Raw genomic sequence first — 16,347 nt, 5'->3', positions numbered from 1 at the left:
GCTTGGCCGCTGGGCCGATCGATGCGAACATATGTTCTATGCCGCCCGAGGGTCCCATCCTGCACGCCGACCTGGATTCGTTCTACGCGTCGGTCGAGCAGCGTGACGACCCGAGCCTGCGCGGACGGCCGGTCATCGTCGGCGGCGGCGTCGTGCTGGCGGCCAGTTACGAGGCCAAGGCGTACGGCGTCCGCACGGCGATGGGCGGCGGCCAGGCACGGCGGCTGTGCCCGGACGCGATCGTGGTCCCGCCGCGGATGCACGCGTACTCGGAGGCGAGCAAGGCGGTCTTCGCGGTCTTCGACAACACGACACCGCTGGTGGAGGGCATCTCGATCGACGAGGCCTTCCTCGACGTCGGCGGGCTGCTGAAGATCGCGGGCACGCCGAGCCGGATCGCCGCGAAACTGCGCCGGGACGTGCTGGAGCAGGTCGGGCTGCCGATCACCGTCGGCGTCGCCCGGACGAAGTTCCTCGCGAAGGTGGCCAGCGGCGTCGCGAAACCCGACGGCCTCCTCGTCGTGCCGCACGACAAGGAACTGGAATTCCTGCACCCGCTGCCGGTCGAACGGTTGTGGGGCGTGGGCAAGGTGACGGCGCAAAAGCTGCGCGAGCGCGGCGTGACCACCGTCGGCCAGATGGAGGGATTCGGGGAGAAGGAACTCGTCCGGCTGCTCGGCCGCGGCGTCGGCGTCCACCTGCACGCCTTGTCCCACAACGACGATCCGCGGCGGGTGCGGACCGGTCACCGCCGCCGCTCGATCGGGGCGCAGCGCGCGCTCGGGAGCAGGCCGCGTTCCCCCGCCGAACTCGACGCGACGCTGCTGACGCTGGCCGATCGCCTCGCCCGGCGACTGCGCGCGGCGCACCGGGTGTGCCGGACGGTCGTGCTGCGCCTGCGGTTCGCCGACTTCACCAAGGCGACGCGTTCGCACACGCTGCCGGAGGCGACCGAACACACCGGCGCGATCGTCGCGGCGGCCCGCGAACTGCTCGCCGCCGCGAGACCGCTGATCGACGAACGCGGGCTCACCCTGATCGGCCTCGCGCTCACGAACCTGTCGTCGGACGACGCGATCCAGCTGGTCCTGCCGTTCGGGGCGAAGCCGAGGGACACGCTCGACTCGACGCTCGACACCGTCCGGGACCGCTTCGGGACGAAGTCCATCACGCGGGCGGTGCATCTCGGGCAGGCCGAGGAGCCGTGGGTGCCACTGCTGCCGGACTGACCCCGTCGCTAGGGTGTCCCGGTGGCGGAAGTCGAGATCTACACCGATGGCGCGTGCAGCGGGAATCCCGGCCCCGGCGGCTGGGGCGCGGTCCTGCGGTACGGCACGGTCGAGAAGGAGATCTACGGCGGGGATCCCGGGCCCACCACGAACAACCGGATGGAGCTGACCGCGCCCATCGAGGCGCTGGAAAGCCTGAAGCGCCGGGTCACGGTGAACATCTACACCGACAGCACCTACGTCCGGAACGGCATCACCAGCTGGGTGCGGAACTGGAAGAACAACGGCTGGATGACCTCCGCCAAGACCCCGGTCAAGAACGCCGACCTCTGGCGCCGCCTCGACGAAGCCGCCTCGCGGCACGACGTCGAATGGCACTGGGTCAAGGGCCACGCCGGGCATCCGGAGAACGAGCGAGCGGACCGGCTCGCCGTCCGGGGCGTGGAAGAGGTCGTGGGGCGACCCGTGGTCCAGCCCGGCGAGCGGTCCGCTCGGCGTCGTTAAGAAGGGGTCGTCAGCAGCTGACGTTCACCTTCGCGCTCTTGGCGAAGGACACGTGGACGTGGTCCATGTGGTTGGCGGTCGCGCCGCCGCGGTCCTCCATGGTGTCCCAGCCGCTGCCGTCGTTGTAGCGCTGGCGCCAGATGACGTAGGTGACGCCGAAGTCCTTCTGGTTGGCCAGGATGTAGTCGGCGATGGCGTTGCCGGTGGCGGTGTCGACCATGAAGTCCAGCGCGAGGCCGGACGGGTGGTCGCTGGCGTTCGCGCGGCCCGCGACGCCGCCGATGTTCGTGACACCGAACTTCGCCTTGATGTGGTTGCCGACCTGGGCCACATGCGGTTTGGTGCCGGCGAGGCTGGTCGAACACGAGGCCGTCGCGGCGGGCACGGTCTTCTTCACCGGGGCGGGCGCCTTGGTCGACGTCGTCGGCTTCGGGGGAGCCGCGGTGGTCGAGGGGGGCGGTGCCGGGCTGGAGGGCGGGGTACTGCTGGTCGACGGCGGGGGAGTCACGCTGGAGACCGGGGGAGCCTGCAGCGCGAGCGCGGCACTGGCCGCTTCGACGTCAGGGGATCCTGCGGTGGTCAGCCACATCGACGCCGGGAGCGCCGTGGCGACGGCTGCCGCGATACCCGCGGGGAGCTTCCACTGCGGAGCCTTTTTCTTGCGATGTCTGCCGGCCATTTCTCTGATCACTCACCACTTCGGGGACGGGAACTCGCGTCGGGGGCCGCGAGCTCCGGGCAACATTACGAAATGGACACGGCAAAGTCACGTGCGAGTGTGCTCGCCCACAGTTACCTTGATCGGTGAACCGAACAGGGCTGACATCCGTACAGCCTCAAGAGCGCGTTTCTGTGAGCACTGTGAGTGACGAATTCAGCCGGCCTTGCAGCTCTGGAAGTACAGCGTGCCGTCCGGCGAGGTCACGGTCATCCCCTGGGCGCGCGGAGCCCGTCCCGTCGCCGCCGTGGCCGAGATCGCGGTGCAGACCAGCTGGTTGAGGGCCTGGTCGGAGAATTTGCGCACGCTGAACGGCAGAGCCATGGACGGCGGGTCGTTCGAGTACACCTCGACCCGTCCCACCTCGGGCGGAACGAACGTGGTGAGTCCCTGCGCGGCCTCCCGCTCCGTCGGCCCCTTCAGCAGCATCGTGATCGCGCCTTCGGGGGAGATGAAGCCTTCGGTGGGCCGGGTCACCGGGACGACCCGGCCGTCGGAGACGAAGTACAGCGTCAGACCGGTGAGCACCGCCGGGCCGGTGGTGGCGCGCATCGACGGTCCCGGCCCGGCCGGGACGACCCCGGTCGGCTGCACTCCGCAGGCCGCCACCAGTGTCGCGGCCGCGAGGGCGGGCAGCATCCGCGTCTTCCTCATCGCGTCCCTCCCTCGGCCCGGTGCGGCAGGCGCAGGACGAACCGGGCACCGTGCCCGGTGTTGGCCGCCGTGATGTCGCCGCCGTGCAGGCGGGCGTTCTCCAGCGCGATCGCCAGGCCCAGCCCGCTGCCCTCGGACCGGGCACGGGCGGTGTCGGCCTTGGTGAACCGGTCGAACACATGCGGCAGGACCGCGGGGTCGATCCCCGGGCCGTGGTCGTCGACCTCCAGCGTGACGCCGTCGCCGTCGGCGCGCAGGCGGACTTCGACCGGGGCGGCGCCGTGCCGGAGCGCGTTGCCGACCAGATTCGCCACGATCAGGTCGACCCGCCGCCGGTCGACGCGGGCGAGCACCCCCTCCGGCAGGTCGGTGACCAGGTCTTCGCCTTCGTGCCAGCCGCGGGCGTCGAGGCTGTCCCGGATCGCCGTCGCGAGATCCCATTCGTCGAGCACGAGTTCGGCGCGGCCCGCGTCGAACCGGGAGATCTCGACCAGGTCCTGGACGAGCCGGGTCAGCCGCCGGGTCTCGCCCGAGACCAGCCGCGCCGCGACGGCGGTGTCCGGCGGCAGCGCCTCGGCGTCCTCGTCCAGGACGTCGGTGACCGCGTTCATCGCCGCGAGCGGGGTGCGGAGTTCGTGCGAGACGTCGGCCACGAACCGGCGCGCGTCGGCCTCCATGGCTCTCAGCTCGCCGACCGTGCGTTCCAGTTCGGCGGCGGTGTTGTTGAAGGTGGTGACCAGTTCGGCCAGCTCGTCGGATCCCTTGGCGGGCAGCCGGACGTCGAGCCTGCCTTCGCCGAGCTGGGCGGCGGCGGTGTTGAGCGCGCGGACCGGCCGCAGCACCTGTCTGGCCGCGAGGAGGGCGAGCGCGACGGCCAGCGGCAACGCCAGCGCGGCCGTCTGCCAGGCGGATTTCGCGAGTTCCTCGATGGCTTGCTGCTGCTGGACGAGCGAGGTCAGCGAGTACACCTCGATGCCGGTGGGCCCCATCGTCCCGTCCGGCTGCCGTTCCAGCACCGGCAACCCGACCAGGAGTTCCGGGGTGGCGTCGCGATTCAGCCGCTGGAACTGGATGCGGTTGTCGTGGGCGACCGTCTCCCGCAGCTCGGGCGAGAACGTGGTCAGGTCCGGGCCGTTGCCCGAGCGCAGGTCCCGGTAGACCGCGACGGCGTTCAGCCGCAGGCTTCCGGCGAAGTCGTTGAGCTGTTCCTGGGTCGGCGGCGTGGACAGCGGACGGCCGTAGGTGGCGACCCGGTCCTTCAGCTGGTTCATCGCCGCGTTCTGGACCGCTTCGAGGATGGCGTTGCGGGCCGAGACATAACTGGCCCCCGCCGCGGCCGCCGCCCCGATGATCGTCATCACCGCGAAGGCCAGGATGAGCCGGGGCCGCAGGCCGGAGAGCAGCTTCATGAACGGCCGAACCGGTACCCGAAGCCCCGGACGGTCTGGACGTGGTCGGGTTTCGCGGGCACGTCCTCGATCTTCGCGCGCAGCCGCTGGACACAGGCGTCGACCAGCCGGGAATCGCCGAGGTAGTCGTGATCCCACACGGCGGAGAGGATCTGCTGGCGGCTGTAGACCTGGCCGGGTGTGCGCGACAGTTCCAGCAGCAGTTTCAGCTCGGTCGGGGTGAGCGAGACCGGCGCGCCGTTCTTCGTGACCACCAGCCCGGCCCGGTCGATGACCAGCCCACCGTGCCGTTCCTCGGCCGGGTCCTCCTCGCTCGCGGGTTTCTCGCTCACCGCGCGCCGCAGCACCGCCCTGATCCGCGCGTCGAGCACGCGGGGTTCGATCGGTTTGGTCACGTAGTCGTCGGCGCCCGCCTCCAGCCCGGCCACGATGTCGAAATCGTCGCTGCGGGCGGTCAGCATGATGATCGGCACCTCGCCGGCCGCGCGGATGCGGCGGCAGGTCTCGAAGCCGTCGATCCCCGGCAGCATCAGATCCAGCACGACGATGTCGGGCTGGAACACCCGCAGCTTCTCCAGCCCGAGTTCACCGCTCTCGGCGGTGTGGACGGTGTGCGCCTGACGGCGCAGCGCGAGTTCCAGACCCTCCCGGACGGACGCGTCGTCTTCGATCAAAAGGACACTTGCCACGCCGCCATTATTCGGATATCGCCGCGCGTGTGCGACTCGGCTCGATCTTGTAGCAGAACCATGACATTGTCCGGACCTCTCCGCTAAACGCCGTGGGGACAGTGGGACCCATGGCCGTACTCACCCACGAAACGAAGCCGACCCCCGCCCACCGTCCCGCGCCCGGACGGCACGCCGAGGCCAGGCTCACCCTGTCCAGGGCCGTGTTCCAGCTCGCCACCGGACTGGGACTGGCCGCCGCGTTCGTCGTGACCTACGTGCTGTTCGTGCACACGTCGGCCGGACAGCTCGCGGAGAACGGCGTAGTCCGCAGCGCGCAGTCCGGCCGCTGGTCCACAATGGACTGGGCGGGACCGTTGCGGGAGCAGGACATGGTGCTGGTGCTCGGCGCGGCCGCCATCGTGCTGGTCGGCTTGGCCCTCCTCCGACGCAAACCCGGTCTCCTCGTTCCCGCGCTGAGCGTCCTCGTACTCCCGCTCGTCACCGCACAGCTGCTCAAGCTGTACCTGCTCGAACGCCCCGAACTGCCCGACGGCGGCTACGGTCCCGGGCACAACAGTTTCCCGAGCGGCCACGTCAGTGCCGCCATGGCGATCCTGATGGCGCTCACTTTTGTTCTGCCCCAACGGTTCCGCCCGGCGATCATCGGGACGGGCGGTATCGCCGTCGCCTGGGTCGCGTCGTCGACCATCGCGCTGGGCTGGCACCGGCTGAGCGACACGGCGGGCGCCTGCCTGCTGGGGGCGTCGTTCGCCTGCCTCCTCGCCGCCTGGCTGACCACGCGGCGCCGGGACCTCCGCCGCACGCCCGCCGTCCTCGTGGCCCTGGCCACCGTGGCGCCGACCGGGATCGTGCTGATCGGGTTCGCGGTGCTGAACACCGCGACCGCCGGTGCCGCCCAGTTCGTCGCCGCGCTGGTGCTGGGCGCGCTGTCCGCGGTGGGCATCGTGCTGGTCACGCTGTGGCCGCTGCGCGGGTCCGCGTTCGAACGGCGGACCGGGGTGGAGACCCGGGTCGTCGACGACCTGCTCGAAACCCGCCTCGTGCAGCGCCCCGAACGCATCTAGAGGACTAAATGCGTGGGGTCGTCACTCCCGGCGCGAGTCGCCTGCCCGGCTCAGCGGCGAGGTCGGGGCCCTGGGCGAGGGTGGTTCGGGCGCGGAAGACGCCGAAGGGGCCAGAACGACCCGGTTCCGCCCGGCCCGCTTCGCCGCGTACATCGCCGAGTCCGCCGCACGGAACAGCTCGCCGTAATCCGTCGAGTGCTCGGGCGAAAGCCCGACGCCGATCGACACCGTGCAGCCGTGGATCGGGCCCACCGCGCGGGGTTCGTTGGTGGCGTGCCCGCTGGCGAGTTCCGTCAGCCCGGTGATCGCGGTCTTGGCTACGGCCTCCCGAATCCGCTCGGCGACCCGCATGGCCTCCTCGCGGGTGGTGTCCGGCAGCAGTACCGCGAACTCCTCGCCGCCCCAGCGCCCGACGACGTCGGAAGCGCGGGTGTTCTGCCGGAGTACCGCGCTGACGCAGCCGAGCACGATGTCGCCGCCGGAATGCCCGTACTTGTCGTTCCACTGCTTGAAATGATCCAGGTCCAGCATGAGGAACGCCGTCGGCCGCCGGTCGGTCTGGTCTTCGAGCAGCCTCAACGCCGCGGGCGCGTGGAAGGAGTCCTCGGTCAGCAGGCCGGTCTTCCGGTCGCGCTGGCTGCGCGCGATCGTGTCCGCCAGCGCCTGCGAGAGCCGGGTCGAGCGCAGCGCGACGCCGATCATCACCAGCGGCACCAGCGCGATGTTGACCGCGCCGAGGATCGTGGTGCACGCGGCGAGTTGCAGCGCGTAGACGAAGTCCGCGTTGTCGGCCCAGCTGCCGATCAGTTTCTGCCGTCGCCAGCCGCCCCAGGCCAGGCCGCGCGCGATACTGATCAGGAGGGTCTGCGACGCGAAGTACCAGAGGGCGGTGCCCACCAGCGCGACGGCGGCGAACAGGATGTCGCCGGGCCGCTGGGGGAGCGTGCCCGATTCGAGCCAGGTGTGCAGCGCCGTCAGTTCGATGATCGTGTGCACGCCGAGGATGGACGCGGCGTGCGCGGCGGTGGTGAACAGGAAGGTCGTCATCGCCTTGTGCGCGATGGAGTAGCGCTGGACGCGGACCATCAGCAGCAGCGTGAGCGAGTAGGCGGGCGGCAGCAGGACGGCCGCGCTGCCCAGCCAGACCGCGGTCTGGTCGATGTGCTCGCCGCGCCGGTCGTCGGCGCGCCGCTGTTCCTCGGGATGCTGGGTCTGGACGAGGTACCAGATGGCGCAGCCCGCGATCACGCCGAAGCGGACGAGGTCCGTGGTGGTGGCGGAGGCCTTGAAAACGCTGTACAGCGCCCACCCGGCGACGGCGAGTTCGGTGCCGAGCATCCAGACGACGGCCGCGGGCGGCAGCCGCCACAGTTCCCAGCCCGCCGGATGCCGCAGGGTGTTCCAGGCACGGCTTCGCAGCCGCCAGACGCGGGCGGCGGCGAGCCCGACGGTGTCGGCGAACCCGCGGACCGACCCGGTCTCCCGCTCGGAGACCACGTCACGGTCACCGGTCTTCAGTTCCTCCCGTAGCCCGAAGTCGCTGACGAGGGCCACCTCCATCCGTTACGCACCGCACCCGCCTCGATCTTGCTGGTCACCACAAGAGGGTGACAGGGGGACCGCGTTGACGATCGCGTGAGACAGGGCAATACCTGCGTTCGCCGTACTCGGTGCCGCCACAAGCTGGCAGGGTGGCTCGTATGCCAGACGCCGCATACGACGCCGAAGCGGGCCCGGTCATGTTCGGGCCGGAATTCGACCGGGATCCCTCACCCGCCTACGAATGGCTGCGTGCGAACGCCCCGGCGTTCCGGCTTCCGCTGCCCGGCGACACCTGGACCTGGCTGCTGACCCGGCACGCGGACGTCGTCTCCGCGATGGCCGACCCCCGGTTGTCGAAATGCCCGTCCGTGGCCGCGGACCACTGGCGCAAGGCCAATCTCGGACTGCCCGCGGACCACCGGCCGACGCTCATCGGGCATATGAACAACGTCGAGGGCGACGAACACGCGAGGCTGCGGAAGGCGTGCGCCGGCGCGTTCGGGCCGCGGCGGCTGCAGCATATGCGTGACCGTACGCATCAGCTGGCGAACGAACTGCTCGACCCGATCCTGGAGCGCGGCGAGGGCGACCTCGTCGAGGATTTCGCCTACCCGCTGGGGATCCGGTCGATCTGCGAGCTGATCGGCATCCCGGACACCCTCCTGGACGAGGTCCGCCCGCCCGCGCTGGTGGTCGCCGCCGGCGACGTCACCGACATGCCGTCGATGCTGAAGGCGACCGACGACCTGGACGAACTGCTCGCCGGCGTCGTCGCGCGGAAACGGGCCGAACCCGGCGCGGACCTGATCAGCGATCTGCTCGCGCAGGAGGCCGCCGGAAAGCTCACCGAGGAGGAGGTCGCCGCGACGGCGTTCCTCACGCTGATCGCCGGGCACGAGACCACGATCAGTCTCATCGCGTCCACCGCGCTGACCCTCATCACGCATCCGGAGGAGGCGGCCCGCGTCCGCGCCGACGGCTCGCGGCTGACGCTCGTCATCGAGGAGGTCCTGCGTCGCGACACCCCGTTGCAGAACACCAGCTGGCGTTTCGTCACCGAGCCGATGGAACTGGCCGGGCGGCGTATGGAGGCGGGCGACCCGATCCTGTTGTCGTTGCTGGCGGCCAACCGCGACCCGGAGGTCCACCCCGAACCGCTCGCCTTCCGCCCGGGCGAGCGGCCGGTACGGCACGTGGCCTTCGGTCTCGGCCCGCATATCTGCATCGGCGCCGCGCTCGCGCGGATGCAGGCGTCCGCGGCGCTGGAGACGTTGTTCGACCGCGCACCGTCGATGACGCTGACCGTGTCCGAAGACCGGCTCGTCTGGTGGCCGAGCGCGATCACCCGCGGCCTGCACCACCTGCCGGTGACGCTCGGCTGAGCCACGTGCCCAGGTGGTCGTGAGTGGTAAGTGCCGTTCTAACGGCACTTACCACTCACGACCATCGTGTCCGAGGGCTAGGCCGAACCTTCGAGACGGCCTCGCAGCACGCTCGCCTTCCGGTCGTCGAGGTCCATGACGAGCTGGAGCGCGTCCCGCCAGGCCGCCCTCGCCGCTTCGGGGTTGCCCTGCGCGGCGAGCGCGCAGCCGCGTTCGTCGAGCGCGTCGGCCTGGCCCCAGACGTCGCCGCAGTTCCGGTAGGCGGTCAGGGCCTGCTCGCAGTACTCGAGCGCCTGCTCCAGGTCGCCGAAGCGGCGGCAGGTCCGGGCCAGCGGCACCAGCGCGAAGCCCATGCCGTGCTGGTCGGCGTCCTTCGCGTAGACGTCCAGGGCGCGACGGCCGTGGTCGAGGGCCAGGTCGCGGTCGCCGAGGTCGCGATAGGCGCGGCCGAGGTGGACCCGCGCGGTCGCTTCGCCGAGCTGGTACCCGATCCGCGCGTTCACCTCCACACTCTGTTCGACCAGGCGGACGGCTTCGGCGTAGTCCTCGCGTTCGTGCGCGATGTTGCCGAGACCCACCAGCGCCCAGCCGAGACTCGGGTTCTCGCCGATCTCGTCGGAGATGCCGACGGCCTGGCTGTACAGCTCGTGCGCGCGGTCGAGGTCGCCGCGCCGCCGGTGCGCCTCGGCGAGGTTGATCGCCGACCACGCCAGCCCGCCGAGGTCGCCGCCCGCCTTCGCGGACTCGATGGCCACGTCGTGGCTGGAGATCCAGGTCTGCCACGGCCTGCCGAGCAGGTGGTAGTCGAACATCTCCACCGGCAGCCGCCAGCCGATCTCGTACAGCCCGTGGTCCAGCGCCAGCCGCGCGACGCCGGTGATGCTCGGCATCTCCGACGCGCACCAGATGTAGGCCTCGTCGAAGGTGGCGAACCGCAACGGCTCGACGCCTTCGGGGGCGGGGCCGAGGTCGACGTGGTGGTCGCGGGCCGGGGTCAGCGTCCAGCTCGCCGCGTTGGCCGCGTAGAGGTACCAGTGGGTCAGCCGGGATACCGCCGCCTGCCGCTCGTCCCGCCATTGTCCGGCGGTGGCCTCTTCGGCGGCGTAGACGCGGAGCAGATCGTGGAACCGGTAGTACCGCGCGCCGACCTGCTGCACGAGATGCGCCTGGACGAGTTTGTCGACAAGGCGTCTCGCGTCGTGTTCGGGCAGTCCGGCGAGCGCGGCGGCCGCAGCGGCGGTGAACCGCGGGCCGGGGTGGAGGCCGAGCAACCGGAACATGCGGGCGGTGTCGGCGTCGAGCGCGCGGTAGGACCAGCTGAAGGCGGCACGGACCCCGACGGCGTCGTCGTCGACCGCGAGCAGTTCCAGCCGCCGTCCCTCGGCGACGAGTTCGCGGGCGAGGTCCCCGACGCTCTGGTGCGGATGGGTGGCGACCCGTTCGGCGGCGATGTTCACCGCCAGCGGCAGCGCCGCGCACAGCCGGACGAGCCTGCCGACGCCTTCGGGATCACCCGCCGCGCGTTCGTCGCCGATGAGGTCGGCCATGAGCCGCGTCGCTTCGAGATCTTCCAGTGGCTCCAAGGAAACCTGGACCGCGCCGCTGCCGACGACCAGGCCGGAGAGCCGTCGTCTGCTGGTGATCAGCACGGTGGTGTCCGGGGTGCCGGGCAGCACCGGCCGTACCTGGTGCGAGTCGAGGGCGTTGTCCAGTACGACGAGTGTGCGCTGGCCGCGCAGCAGACCGCGCAGGAGCGCGAGCCGCATGTGCTCCTCGGCGGGGATCCGGTCGGGGCGCACGCCGACGCAGCGGAGGAGATCGTCGAGGATGTCGGCGGGCTGGGCGGGGGAACCCGCCGCGTATCCGCGCAGATCCGACCAGAGGACGCCGTCGAATTCCTCCTGCCGCCGGTTCGCCCATTTCAGGACGAGCGCGGTCTTACCGACCCCGGGCGGGCCGGCCACGAAGACCACTTTGGCCGGTCCTTCGAACACTTTTTCGTCGAGCAGCGCGAAGTGTTCTTCACGGCCGACGAAATGGCTCGGCGGCGGGGGAAGGTGAACGTAGGGTTCCGCGCGGGCGGCCTCGGCGAGCACGATGAGCGTCCCGCCCGCCTCCAGCGCGCGATCACAGGCTTCGGCGAATTCCGCGCTCGGCGGGGTGAGCCCCCGTTCGACCCGGCTGATGAGACTCTTGTCGACATAGGCGAGTTTCTGGAGTTCGCGCAGCGCCAGGCCTTTCGCCTGCCGCCGTTGCCGCAATGCGCGCCCGAACGCCCACGCGGCCGTCGAAACCGGCCGTGGTTCCGCCCGTGCTTTCCCGGTTTCCCCGGATCTGGCCGAGCCGGAATTCTCGGTCACCAGAAGCACCTTTCTCCCTGCTCCGCGGCAGATCGTGCCATACCGGCGCGACGGCGGGCAGGGCCATCTGCCGATTCGACGCTGGGCGGAATGGCTCCGCGCGCGACAACCTTCCCATTACATGGGTCACAACACGGCCACCGGGTGTGCGGAGAAGGAAAGAAAGCCTCCAAACTGTGCGAGAACGCGCCCGTTCCCCACCGGTGCGCCCGTCGAGAGGGAGGTGGATCATGCGCGACCGTGAAATGTGAGCAGGCCCTGTTCCGCCTTGCGAGCAACCGGGCGAGTACTGATCTCCTCGGAGCCGGTCGTGGTCGCCTTCCCGGCGGCCACGGCCGTGACCGTTCGGAACATGTAGCACCCCTTAACGTCGGTGAAGATCTTTTCACTTGTCCTGTCGGGTTCGCCGAGGCAGCTTGGAGAGGTATCGAGCAGCCCGGCGAAAGGATCAACGTGAGCATCGGCGCGCCAGGAACCCTGGTCCGGATGGGCGTTCTCGCCCTCCTGTGGGGATCGGGATTCCTGTGGATCAAACTCGCGTTGACCGGGCTGTCGCCCATCCAGGTCACCGTCGTCCGCTGCGCCCTCGGCGCGGCCGTCCTCCTCGTGCTGAGCCGCTGGGCCGGACAGCGCCTTCCGCGGGGCCGCCGGATCTGGGGCAGGCTGCTCGTCGCCGCCTTCTTCTGCAACGCCTTGCCGTTCGCGTTGTTCAGCATCGGTGAACTGACCGTGGATTCCGGGGTCGCCGGGGTGATGAACGCGACGACCCCACTGTGGTCGTTGCTGATCGGCATCGGGATCGGCGGCGAACGCCGCGTCACGCCGGTCCGGGTCGGCGGGCTGGTCCTCGGTTTCGCCGGGATCCTGCTGATCTTCGCGCCGTGGCAGAAGAGCGGCCTGCTCGGCTGGGGGACGCTGGCCCTGCTCGGCGCCGGTGTCAGCTATGCCGTCGCTTTCGCTTACATGGGACGGAAACTCGTCGGCGAGGGCGGGCCGATCGCGATCTCGGCCGCGCAGCTGCTGACCGCCACCGGGCTCAGCGCGCTCGCGCTGCCGTTCGACGCGACGCCGACCGGGCCGCTGAACGTGACCGCGCTGATCGCCGTCGTCGTCCTCGGGATCTTCGGCACCGGCGTCACCTTCTATCTCAACTACCGGCTCATCGAGGACGAAGGCGCGACCTCCGCGGCGACGGTCGGCTACCTGCTGCCGGTCGTTTCGGTCGCGCTGGGCGCGGTGGTCCTCGGCGAGGACCTCGGCCCGCGCGTGCTCGCCGGGATGGCGGTGGTGCTGCTCGGTGTCGCGCTGACGCGCTACGTGAGGTCTTCGGCGAGCAAGTCCATCAGCAACCCGTCGTGCCAGCCGTCGCCCTCGGTGTCGCGTTCGTAACGGCGCATCACGCCGACCTCGCGGAAGCCGACGGCCTTGTAACAGCGGATCGCGGCGTCGTTGTCCACGGCGGGGTCGATCACCAGCCGGTGATGCCCGCGATCGTGCACGAGGTGGCGGGCCATCGTGCGGACGGTGTCCGTGCCCAGCCCGCGGCCGTGCGCCGCCGGGTCGAGGAAGAGGTCGACCGACGCGTGCCGGTACATCGGGTCCTCTTCTTCGCCGTACTGGACCAGGCCCCGGACGGCGCCGTCTTCCAGGACGGTGAAGCAGGTCGTCAGGGGGTCGTCGAACGGCCAGGTGGGGGAATCGTCCACCGAGCCCCAGCGCGCCCTGACCTCGGCCGTGCCGATGATCCGCCGCAGTTCCGGGACGTGGGCTTCGGTGACCGGGGCCAGTATCACGATCTCCCCGCGCAACTCGGTGGTCAGTTCCCGCTCCGTCCGCTCGTTTCGAGTGGCGCCAGTCTAGAACGTGAGCGGCGCCGGGAACCGCAAGAAAACAGGGGGTGTTCTCAGCCGAAATCAGGTATCAACGAAAGGGAAGGGTGGAGGTGGGTCATGGGGAACCCGTACGAAGCACTGCGCCCGGCCGGGGAACTGGTCGACGGCGGGGAAACGGCCGTGCGCGCGGCCGTGCTGCGCAAGGCGACCGAAACGGTGGTCGCGAACGCCCGCGACGCGACCGATTGCCGGATGCTGCTGGAGATGCTCGGGCTGCACGCCGCGCCCGCGACCGGATCCGGCGAAGAGGCCGCCTGAGTCCACACGGGACACAGGACGCCTCAGTGCCGGGGCAGCACGCAGAACTCGTTGCCTTCCGGGTCGCTCATGACCACCCAGTGGTCGGACTCGGGGTCGTCGATGATCTTGGCGCCGAGTGACACGAGCCTGGCGACCTCTTCGCGCTGCTCGAGTTCGGTCGGGGCGAGGTCGAGGTGCAGCCGGTTCTTGCCGGACTTCTCCTCGGGGACCGGCTGGAAGAGCAGGCTCGGCAGGCCAGGGCTCTTCACTTCGACGTAGGTCACGCCGTGGCCGTCGGTCCAGCGCTCGGTTTCGGGATAGCCGAGTGCCTCCTTCCAGAACGCGGCCAGTGCTTCGGCTTCTCGGCAGTCGACGGCGACGGCGAGCATCCGGGTTCGCATCCTTCCACGGTGCCACGGACCGGCGAGGTTTGCCGGATGCGCATCCGGGCATCCGGCGGGCGACAGAGCCATTCGCCGCATTCGCCGGAGGGAGCATCATGAAGGCCGTCACCTGGCACGGCAAACGCGATGTCCGGGTGGACACCGTGCCCGATCCGAAGCTGGTCGAACCGACCGACGCCATCGTCCGGATCACCTCGACCGGGATCTGCGGGTCCGACCTGCATCTGTACGAGGTCCTCGGTGCCTTCATCGACGAGGGCGACATCCTCGGGCACGAGCCGATGGGCGTGGTCGAAGAGGTCGGGAGCGAGGTGACGGGCCTCAAGCCCGGCGACCGCGTCGTGGTGCCCTTCAACATCTCTTGCGGCCACTGCTTCATGTGCGAGCGCGGCCTGCAGTCGCAATGCGAGACCACGCAGGTCACCGACCGCGGCAAGGGCGCGGCGCTGCTCGGCTACACCAAGCTCTACGGCCAGGTTCCCGGTGGCCAGGCCGAATACCTGCGCGTGCCCCAGGCGCAGTACGGCCCGATCAAGGTGCCCGACGGCCCGCCGGACGAGCGGTTCGTCTACCTGTCCGACGTCGTGCCGACGGCGTGGCAGGCCGTCGACTACGCGAACATCCCCGAGGGCGGCACGGTCGTCGTCTTCGGGCTGGGCCCGATCGGGCAGTTCTGCTGCCGCATCGCGAAACACCGGGGCGCGGGCAAGGTCATCGGCATCGACCTGGTGCCCGAACGCCTCGCGAAGGCGGCCGCGGCCGGGGTCGTCACCTACGACACGCGCGAGCACAAGTACATCGGCGACCTCATCCGCGAGGCCACCGACGGCCGGGGAGCGGACTCGGTGATCGACGCCGTCGGCATGGAGGCGCACGGCGCCCCGGTCGGGCGGCTCGCGCAGAACCTCGTCGGCCTCCTGCCCGATCCGATCGGCGCGAAGATCACCGAGAAGGCCGCGATCGACCGGCTCAGCGTGGTGTACGCGGCCATCGACGCGGTCCGGCGTGGCGGCACGATCTCGCTGAGCGGTGTCTACGGCGGCATGCTCGACCCGCTGCCGATGATGGAACTGTTCGACAAGCAGATCACGCTGCGGATGGGGCAGGCCAACGTCCGGCGCTGGATCGACGACGTCATGCCGCTGGTCACCGACGACGCCGACCCCCTCGGTGTCGAGGGTTTCGCGACGCACAAGCTGCCGCTGGACGAGGCGCCGCACGCCTACGAGATCTTCCAGAAGAAACAGGACGGCGCGGTCAAGATCCTTCTGCGGCCTTCGGCGGCTTGAGGTGTCGGTTCGCGCGCAGCGGGTACCCGATAGCAGCGGATCCTCAACGAAGGGAGTGAAGGATGACTACCGCGCGGGACATCATGACAGCGGACGCGACCTGTGTGTCCGGCTCCGAAACCGTCCTCGAAGCGGCGAAGAAGATGGCCTCCCACTCGGTCGGCGCGCTGCCGATCTGCGGGGAGGACGGCAAGCTCCAGGGCATGCTGACCGACCGCGACATCGTGGTGAAGGTCCTGGCCGAGGGCAAGGACCCGAGGGCTTTGCACGCCTCGGAACTGGCGCAGGGTGAAGCGGTGACGATCGGTGCGGACGACGACGCCGAAGAGATCATGCGCACCATGGCGAACCACAAGGTCCGGCGGCTGCCGGTGATCGACGGGCACAAGCTCGTCGGGATCGTCGCGCAGGCCGACGTGGCCAAGGCGCTGCCCAACCCGGACAGCGGGGAACTGGTCGAGGCGCTGTCCTACGACTGAGTTCCGCCGTCACGGAAAAGGGGGCCCCGCACGCGTGGGGCCCCTTTCGTGTCAGGGCAAGGTGTCGAGCAGGTCCTGGCAGGCCTTCTCGCCCGCGCGGCACTGTTCCGCGCAGACGCGGCAATGGTCGTGCCGTCCGGCGTGGGTCTCGCATTCGCGTGCGCAGGCACCGCAGATCGTCACGCAGGCGCGCAGGACCGCGCGCAGCACCGTGTGGTCGGCGCCGGTCTGGCGGGAGACCGCTCTCGCGGCCGCCGTGCAGAAGTCGGCGCAGTCCTGGGTCAGCCGGATACAGGCGCGCAAGGCCGGGACGACGTCGTCCGGCTCGGAGAGACAGGCGTCCGCGCAGGCGACACACGCCTGGGCGCACGCGAGACATGCTTCGACGCAGCGCGCGAGCGCCCCCTCGTCGAGTGGGGCCAGGTCGCCGGGATGGCTGCGCAGCATGTCGTCGGTCGTGGTCATCCACACCTCCTGGATTCGGGCCTG

At 70.2% G+C, this 16,347-nt stretch carries 17 protein-coding genes; 8 read left to right on the top strand and 9 right to left on the bottom strand.

Going from position 1 to position 16,347, the window contains the following annotated elements:
- The first annotated feature begins 38 nt into the window (after positions 1-38).
- The gene (gene dinB / locus L324_RS11635; RefSeq protein WP_037306327.1) at positions 39-1,229 is read left to right on the top strand and encodes a DNA polymerase IV; all 1,191 of its coding nucleotides are present in this window, start codon (positions 39-41) and stop codon (positions 1,227-1,229) included.
- A gap of 21 nt (positions 1,230-1,250) precedes the next feature.
- A complete protein-coding gene (gene rnhA, locus L324_RS11630) occupies positions 1,251-1,733 on the top strand; it encodes a ribonuclease HI (RefSeq protein ID WP_037306326.1) in 483 nt (160 codons plus the stop codon).
- Positions 1,734-1,743: 10 nt separating this feature from the next.
- Here the strand turns inward: rnhA and L324_RS11625 are convergent, their stop codons facing one another.
- The 4 genes from L324_RS11625 to L324_RS11610 form a co-directional block, all read right to left on the bottom strand.
- The gene (locus L324_RS11625) at positions 1,744-2,412 is read right to left on the bottom strand and encodes a VldE C-terminal domain-containing protein (RefSeq protein WP_037306325.1); all 669 of its coding nucleotides are present in this window, start codon (positions 2,410-2,412) and stop codon (positions 1,744-1,746) included.
- 195 nt (positions 2,413-2,607) lie between these two features.
- Positions 2,608-3,105 (bottom strand): GerMN domain-containing protein, encoded by a 498-nt coding sequence (locus L324_RS11620; RefSeq protein ID WP_037306324.1) that lies wholly within the window; start codon positions 3,103-3,105, stop codon positions 2,608-2,610.
- Complete coding sequence (locus L324_RS11615) at positions 3,102-4,514, bottom strand: ATP-binding protein (protein ID WP_037306323.1); 1,413 nt, start codon at positions 4,512-4,514, stop codon at positions 3,102-3,104. Before L324_RS11615 ends, L324_RS11620 begins: the two co-directional genes overlap by 4 nt.
- Positions 4,511-5,203: a response regulator gene (locus L324_RS11610; protein WP_037306322.1), complete on the bottom strand. Its 693-nt coding sequence runs from the start codon at positions 5,201-5,203 to the stop codon at positions 4,511-4,513. Before L324_RS11610 ends, L324_RS11615 begins: the two co-directional genes overlap by 4 nt.
- Positions 5,204-5,313: 110 nt before the next feature.
- Here L324_RS11610 and L324_RS11605 point away from each other — a divergent pair, with 110 nt between their 5' ends.
- Positions 5,314-6,270 carry a phosphatase PAP2 family protein gene (locus L324_RS11605; protein WP_037306321.1) on the top strand — a complete coding sequence of 319 codons (957 nt, stop codon included), beginning with the start codon at positions 5,314-5,316 and terminating at the stop codon, positions 6,268-6,270.
- A gap of 21 nt (positions 6,271-6,291) precedes the next feature.
- On the opposite strand, the gene L324_RS11600 is transcribed toward L324_RS11605, so the two are convergent.
- Positions 6,292-7,830 carry a GGDEF domain-containing protein gene (locus L324_RS11600; protein ID WP_037306320.1) on the bottom strand — a complete coding sequence of 513 codons (1,539 nt, stop codon included), beginning with the start codon at positions 7,828-7,830 and terminating at the stop codon, positions 6,292-6,294.
- 140 nt (positions 7,831-7,970) lie between these two features.
- On the opposite strand from L324_RS11600, the gene L324_RS11595 reads away from it, so the two are divergent.
- Positions 7,971-9,194, top strand: a complete 1,224-nt coding sequence (locus tag L324_RS11595) for a cytochrome P450 family protein (RefSeq protein ID WP_037306319.1) — start codon at positions 7,971-7,973, stop codon at positions 9,192-9,194.
- Positions 9,195-9,271: 77 nt separating this feature from the next.
- Here L324_RS11595 and L324_RS11590 read toward each other — a convergent pair whose 3' ends face one another.
- Complete coding sequence (locus L324_RS11590; protein ID WP_235783495.1) at positions 9,272-11,554, bottom strand: helix-turn-helix domain-containing protein; 2,283 nt, start codon at positions 11,552-11,554, stop codon at positions 9,272-9,274.
- Between the two features lie 453 nt (positions 11,555-12,007).
- On the opposite strand from L324_RS11590, the gene L324_RS11585 reads away from it, so the two are divergent.
- Complete coding sequence (locus L324_RS11585; RefSeq protein WP_037306317.1) at positions 12,008-12,943, top strand: DMT family transporter; 936 nt, start codon at positions 12,008-12,010, stop codon at positions 12,941-12,943.
- On the opposite strand, the gene L324_RS11580 is transcribed toward L324_RS11585, so the two are convergent.
- Positions 12,868-13,374: a GNAT family N-acetyltransferase gene (locus tag L324_RS11580; protein ID WP_063624588.1), complete on the bottom strand. Its 507-nt coding sequence runs from the start codon at positions 13,372-13,374 to the stop codon at positions 12,868-12,870. The genes L324_RS11585 and L324_RS11580 overlap by 76 nt on opposite strands.
- Positions 13,375-13,503: 129 nt before the next feature.
- Between L324_RS11580 and L324_RS11575 the strand changes: the two genes are divergently transcribed.
- Positions 13,504-13,704 carry a hypothetical protein gene (locus L324_RS11575; RefSeq protein WP_037306315.1) on the top strand — a complete coding sequence of 67 codons (201 nt, stop codon included), beginning with the start codon at positions 13,504-13,506 and terminating at the stop codon, positions 13,702-13,704.
- A 23-nt stretch (positions 13,705-13,727) separates the two neighbouring features.
- Here the strand turns inward: L324_RS11575 and L324_RS11570 are convergent, their stop codons facing one another.
- Positions 13,728-14,087 carry a VOC family protein gene (locus L324_RS11570; RefSeq protein ID WP_037306314.1) on the bottom strand — a complete coding sequence of 120 codons (360 nt, stop codon included), beginning with the start codon at positions 14,085-14,087 and terminating at the stop codon, positions 13,728-13,730.
- Between the two features lie 98 nt (positions 14,088-14,185).
- Between L324_RS11570 and L324_RS11565 the strand changes: the two genes are divergently transcribed.
- Positions 14,186-15,379, top strand: coding sequence for a zinc-dependent alcohol dehydrogenase (locus tag L324_RS11565; RefSeq protein WP_037306312.1), 1,194 nt, complete (start codon positions 14,186-14,188; stop codon positions 15,377-15,379).
- A 62-nt stretch (positions 15,380-15,441) separates the two neighbouring features.
- A complete protein-coding gene (locus L324_RS11560) occupies positions 15,442-15,858 on the top strand; it encodes a CBS domain-containing protein (RefSeq protein ID WP_037306310.1) in 417 nt (138 codons plus the stop codon).
- A gap of 51 nt (positions 15,859-15,909) precedes the next feature.
- Here the strand turns inward: L324_RS11560 and L324_RS11555 are convergent, their stop codons facing one another.
- On the bottom strand, positions 15,910-16,323 hold the full coding sequence (locus L324_RS11555) for a four-helix bundle copper-binding protein (RefSeq protein ID WP_037306309.1): 414 nt from the start codon (positions 16,321-16,323) through the stop codon (positions 15,910-15,912).
- Positions 16,324-16,347 lie beyond the last annotated feature (24 nt).

Source organism: Amycolatopsis orientalis DSM 40040 = KCTC 9412 (genome assembly GCF_000478275.1).
GTDB classification, from domain to species: Bacteria; Actinomycetota; Actinomycetes; order Mycobacteriales; family Pseudonocardiaceae; genus Amycolatopsis; species Amycolatopsis orientalis.
Note: the sequence above shows the minus strand (reverse complement) of the source record. Positions and strands in the feature narration are given on the sequence as shown.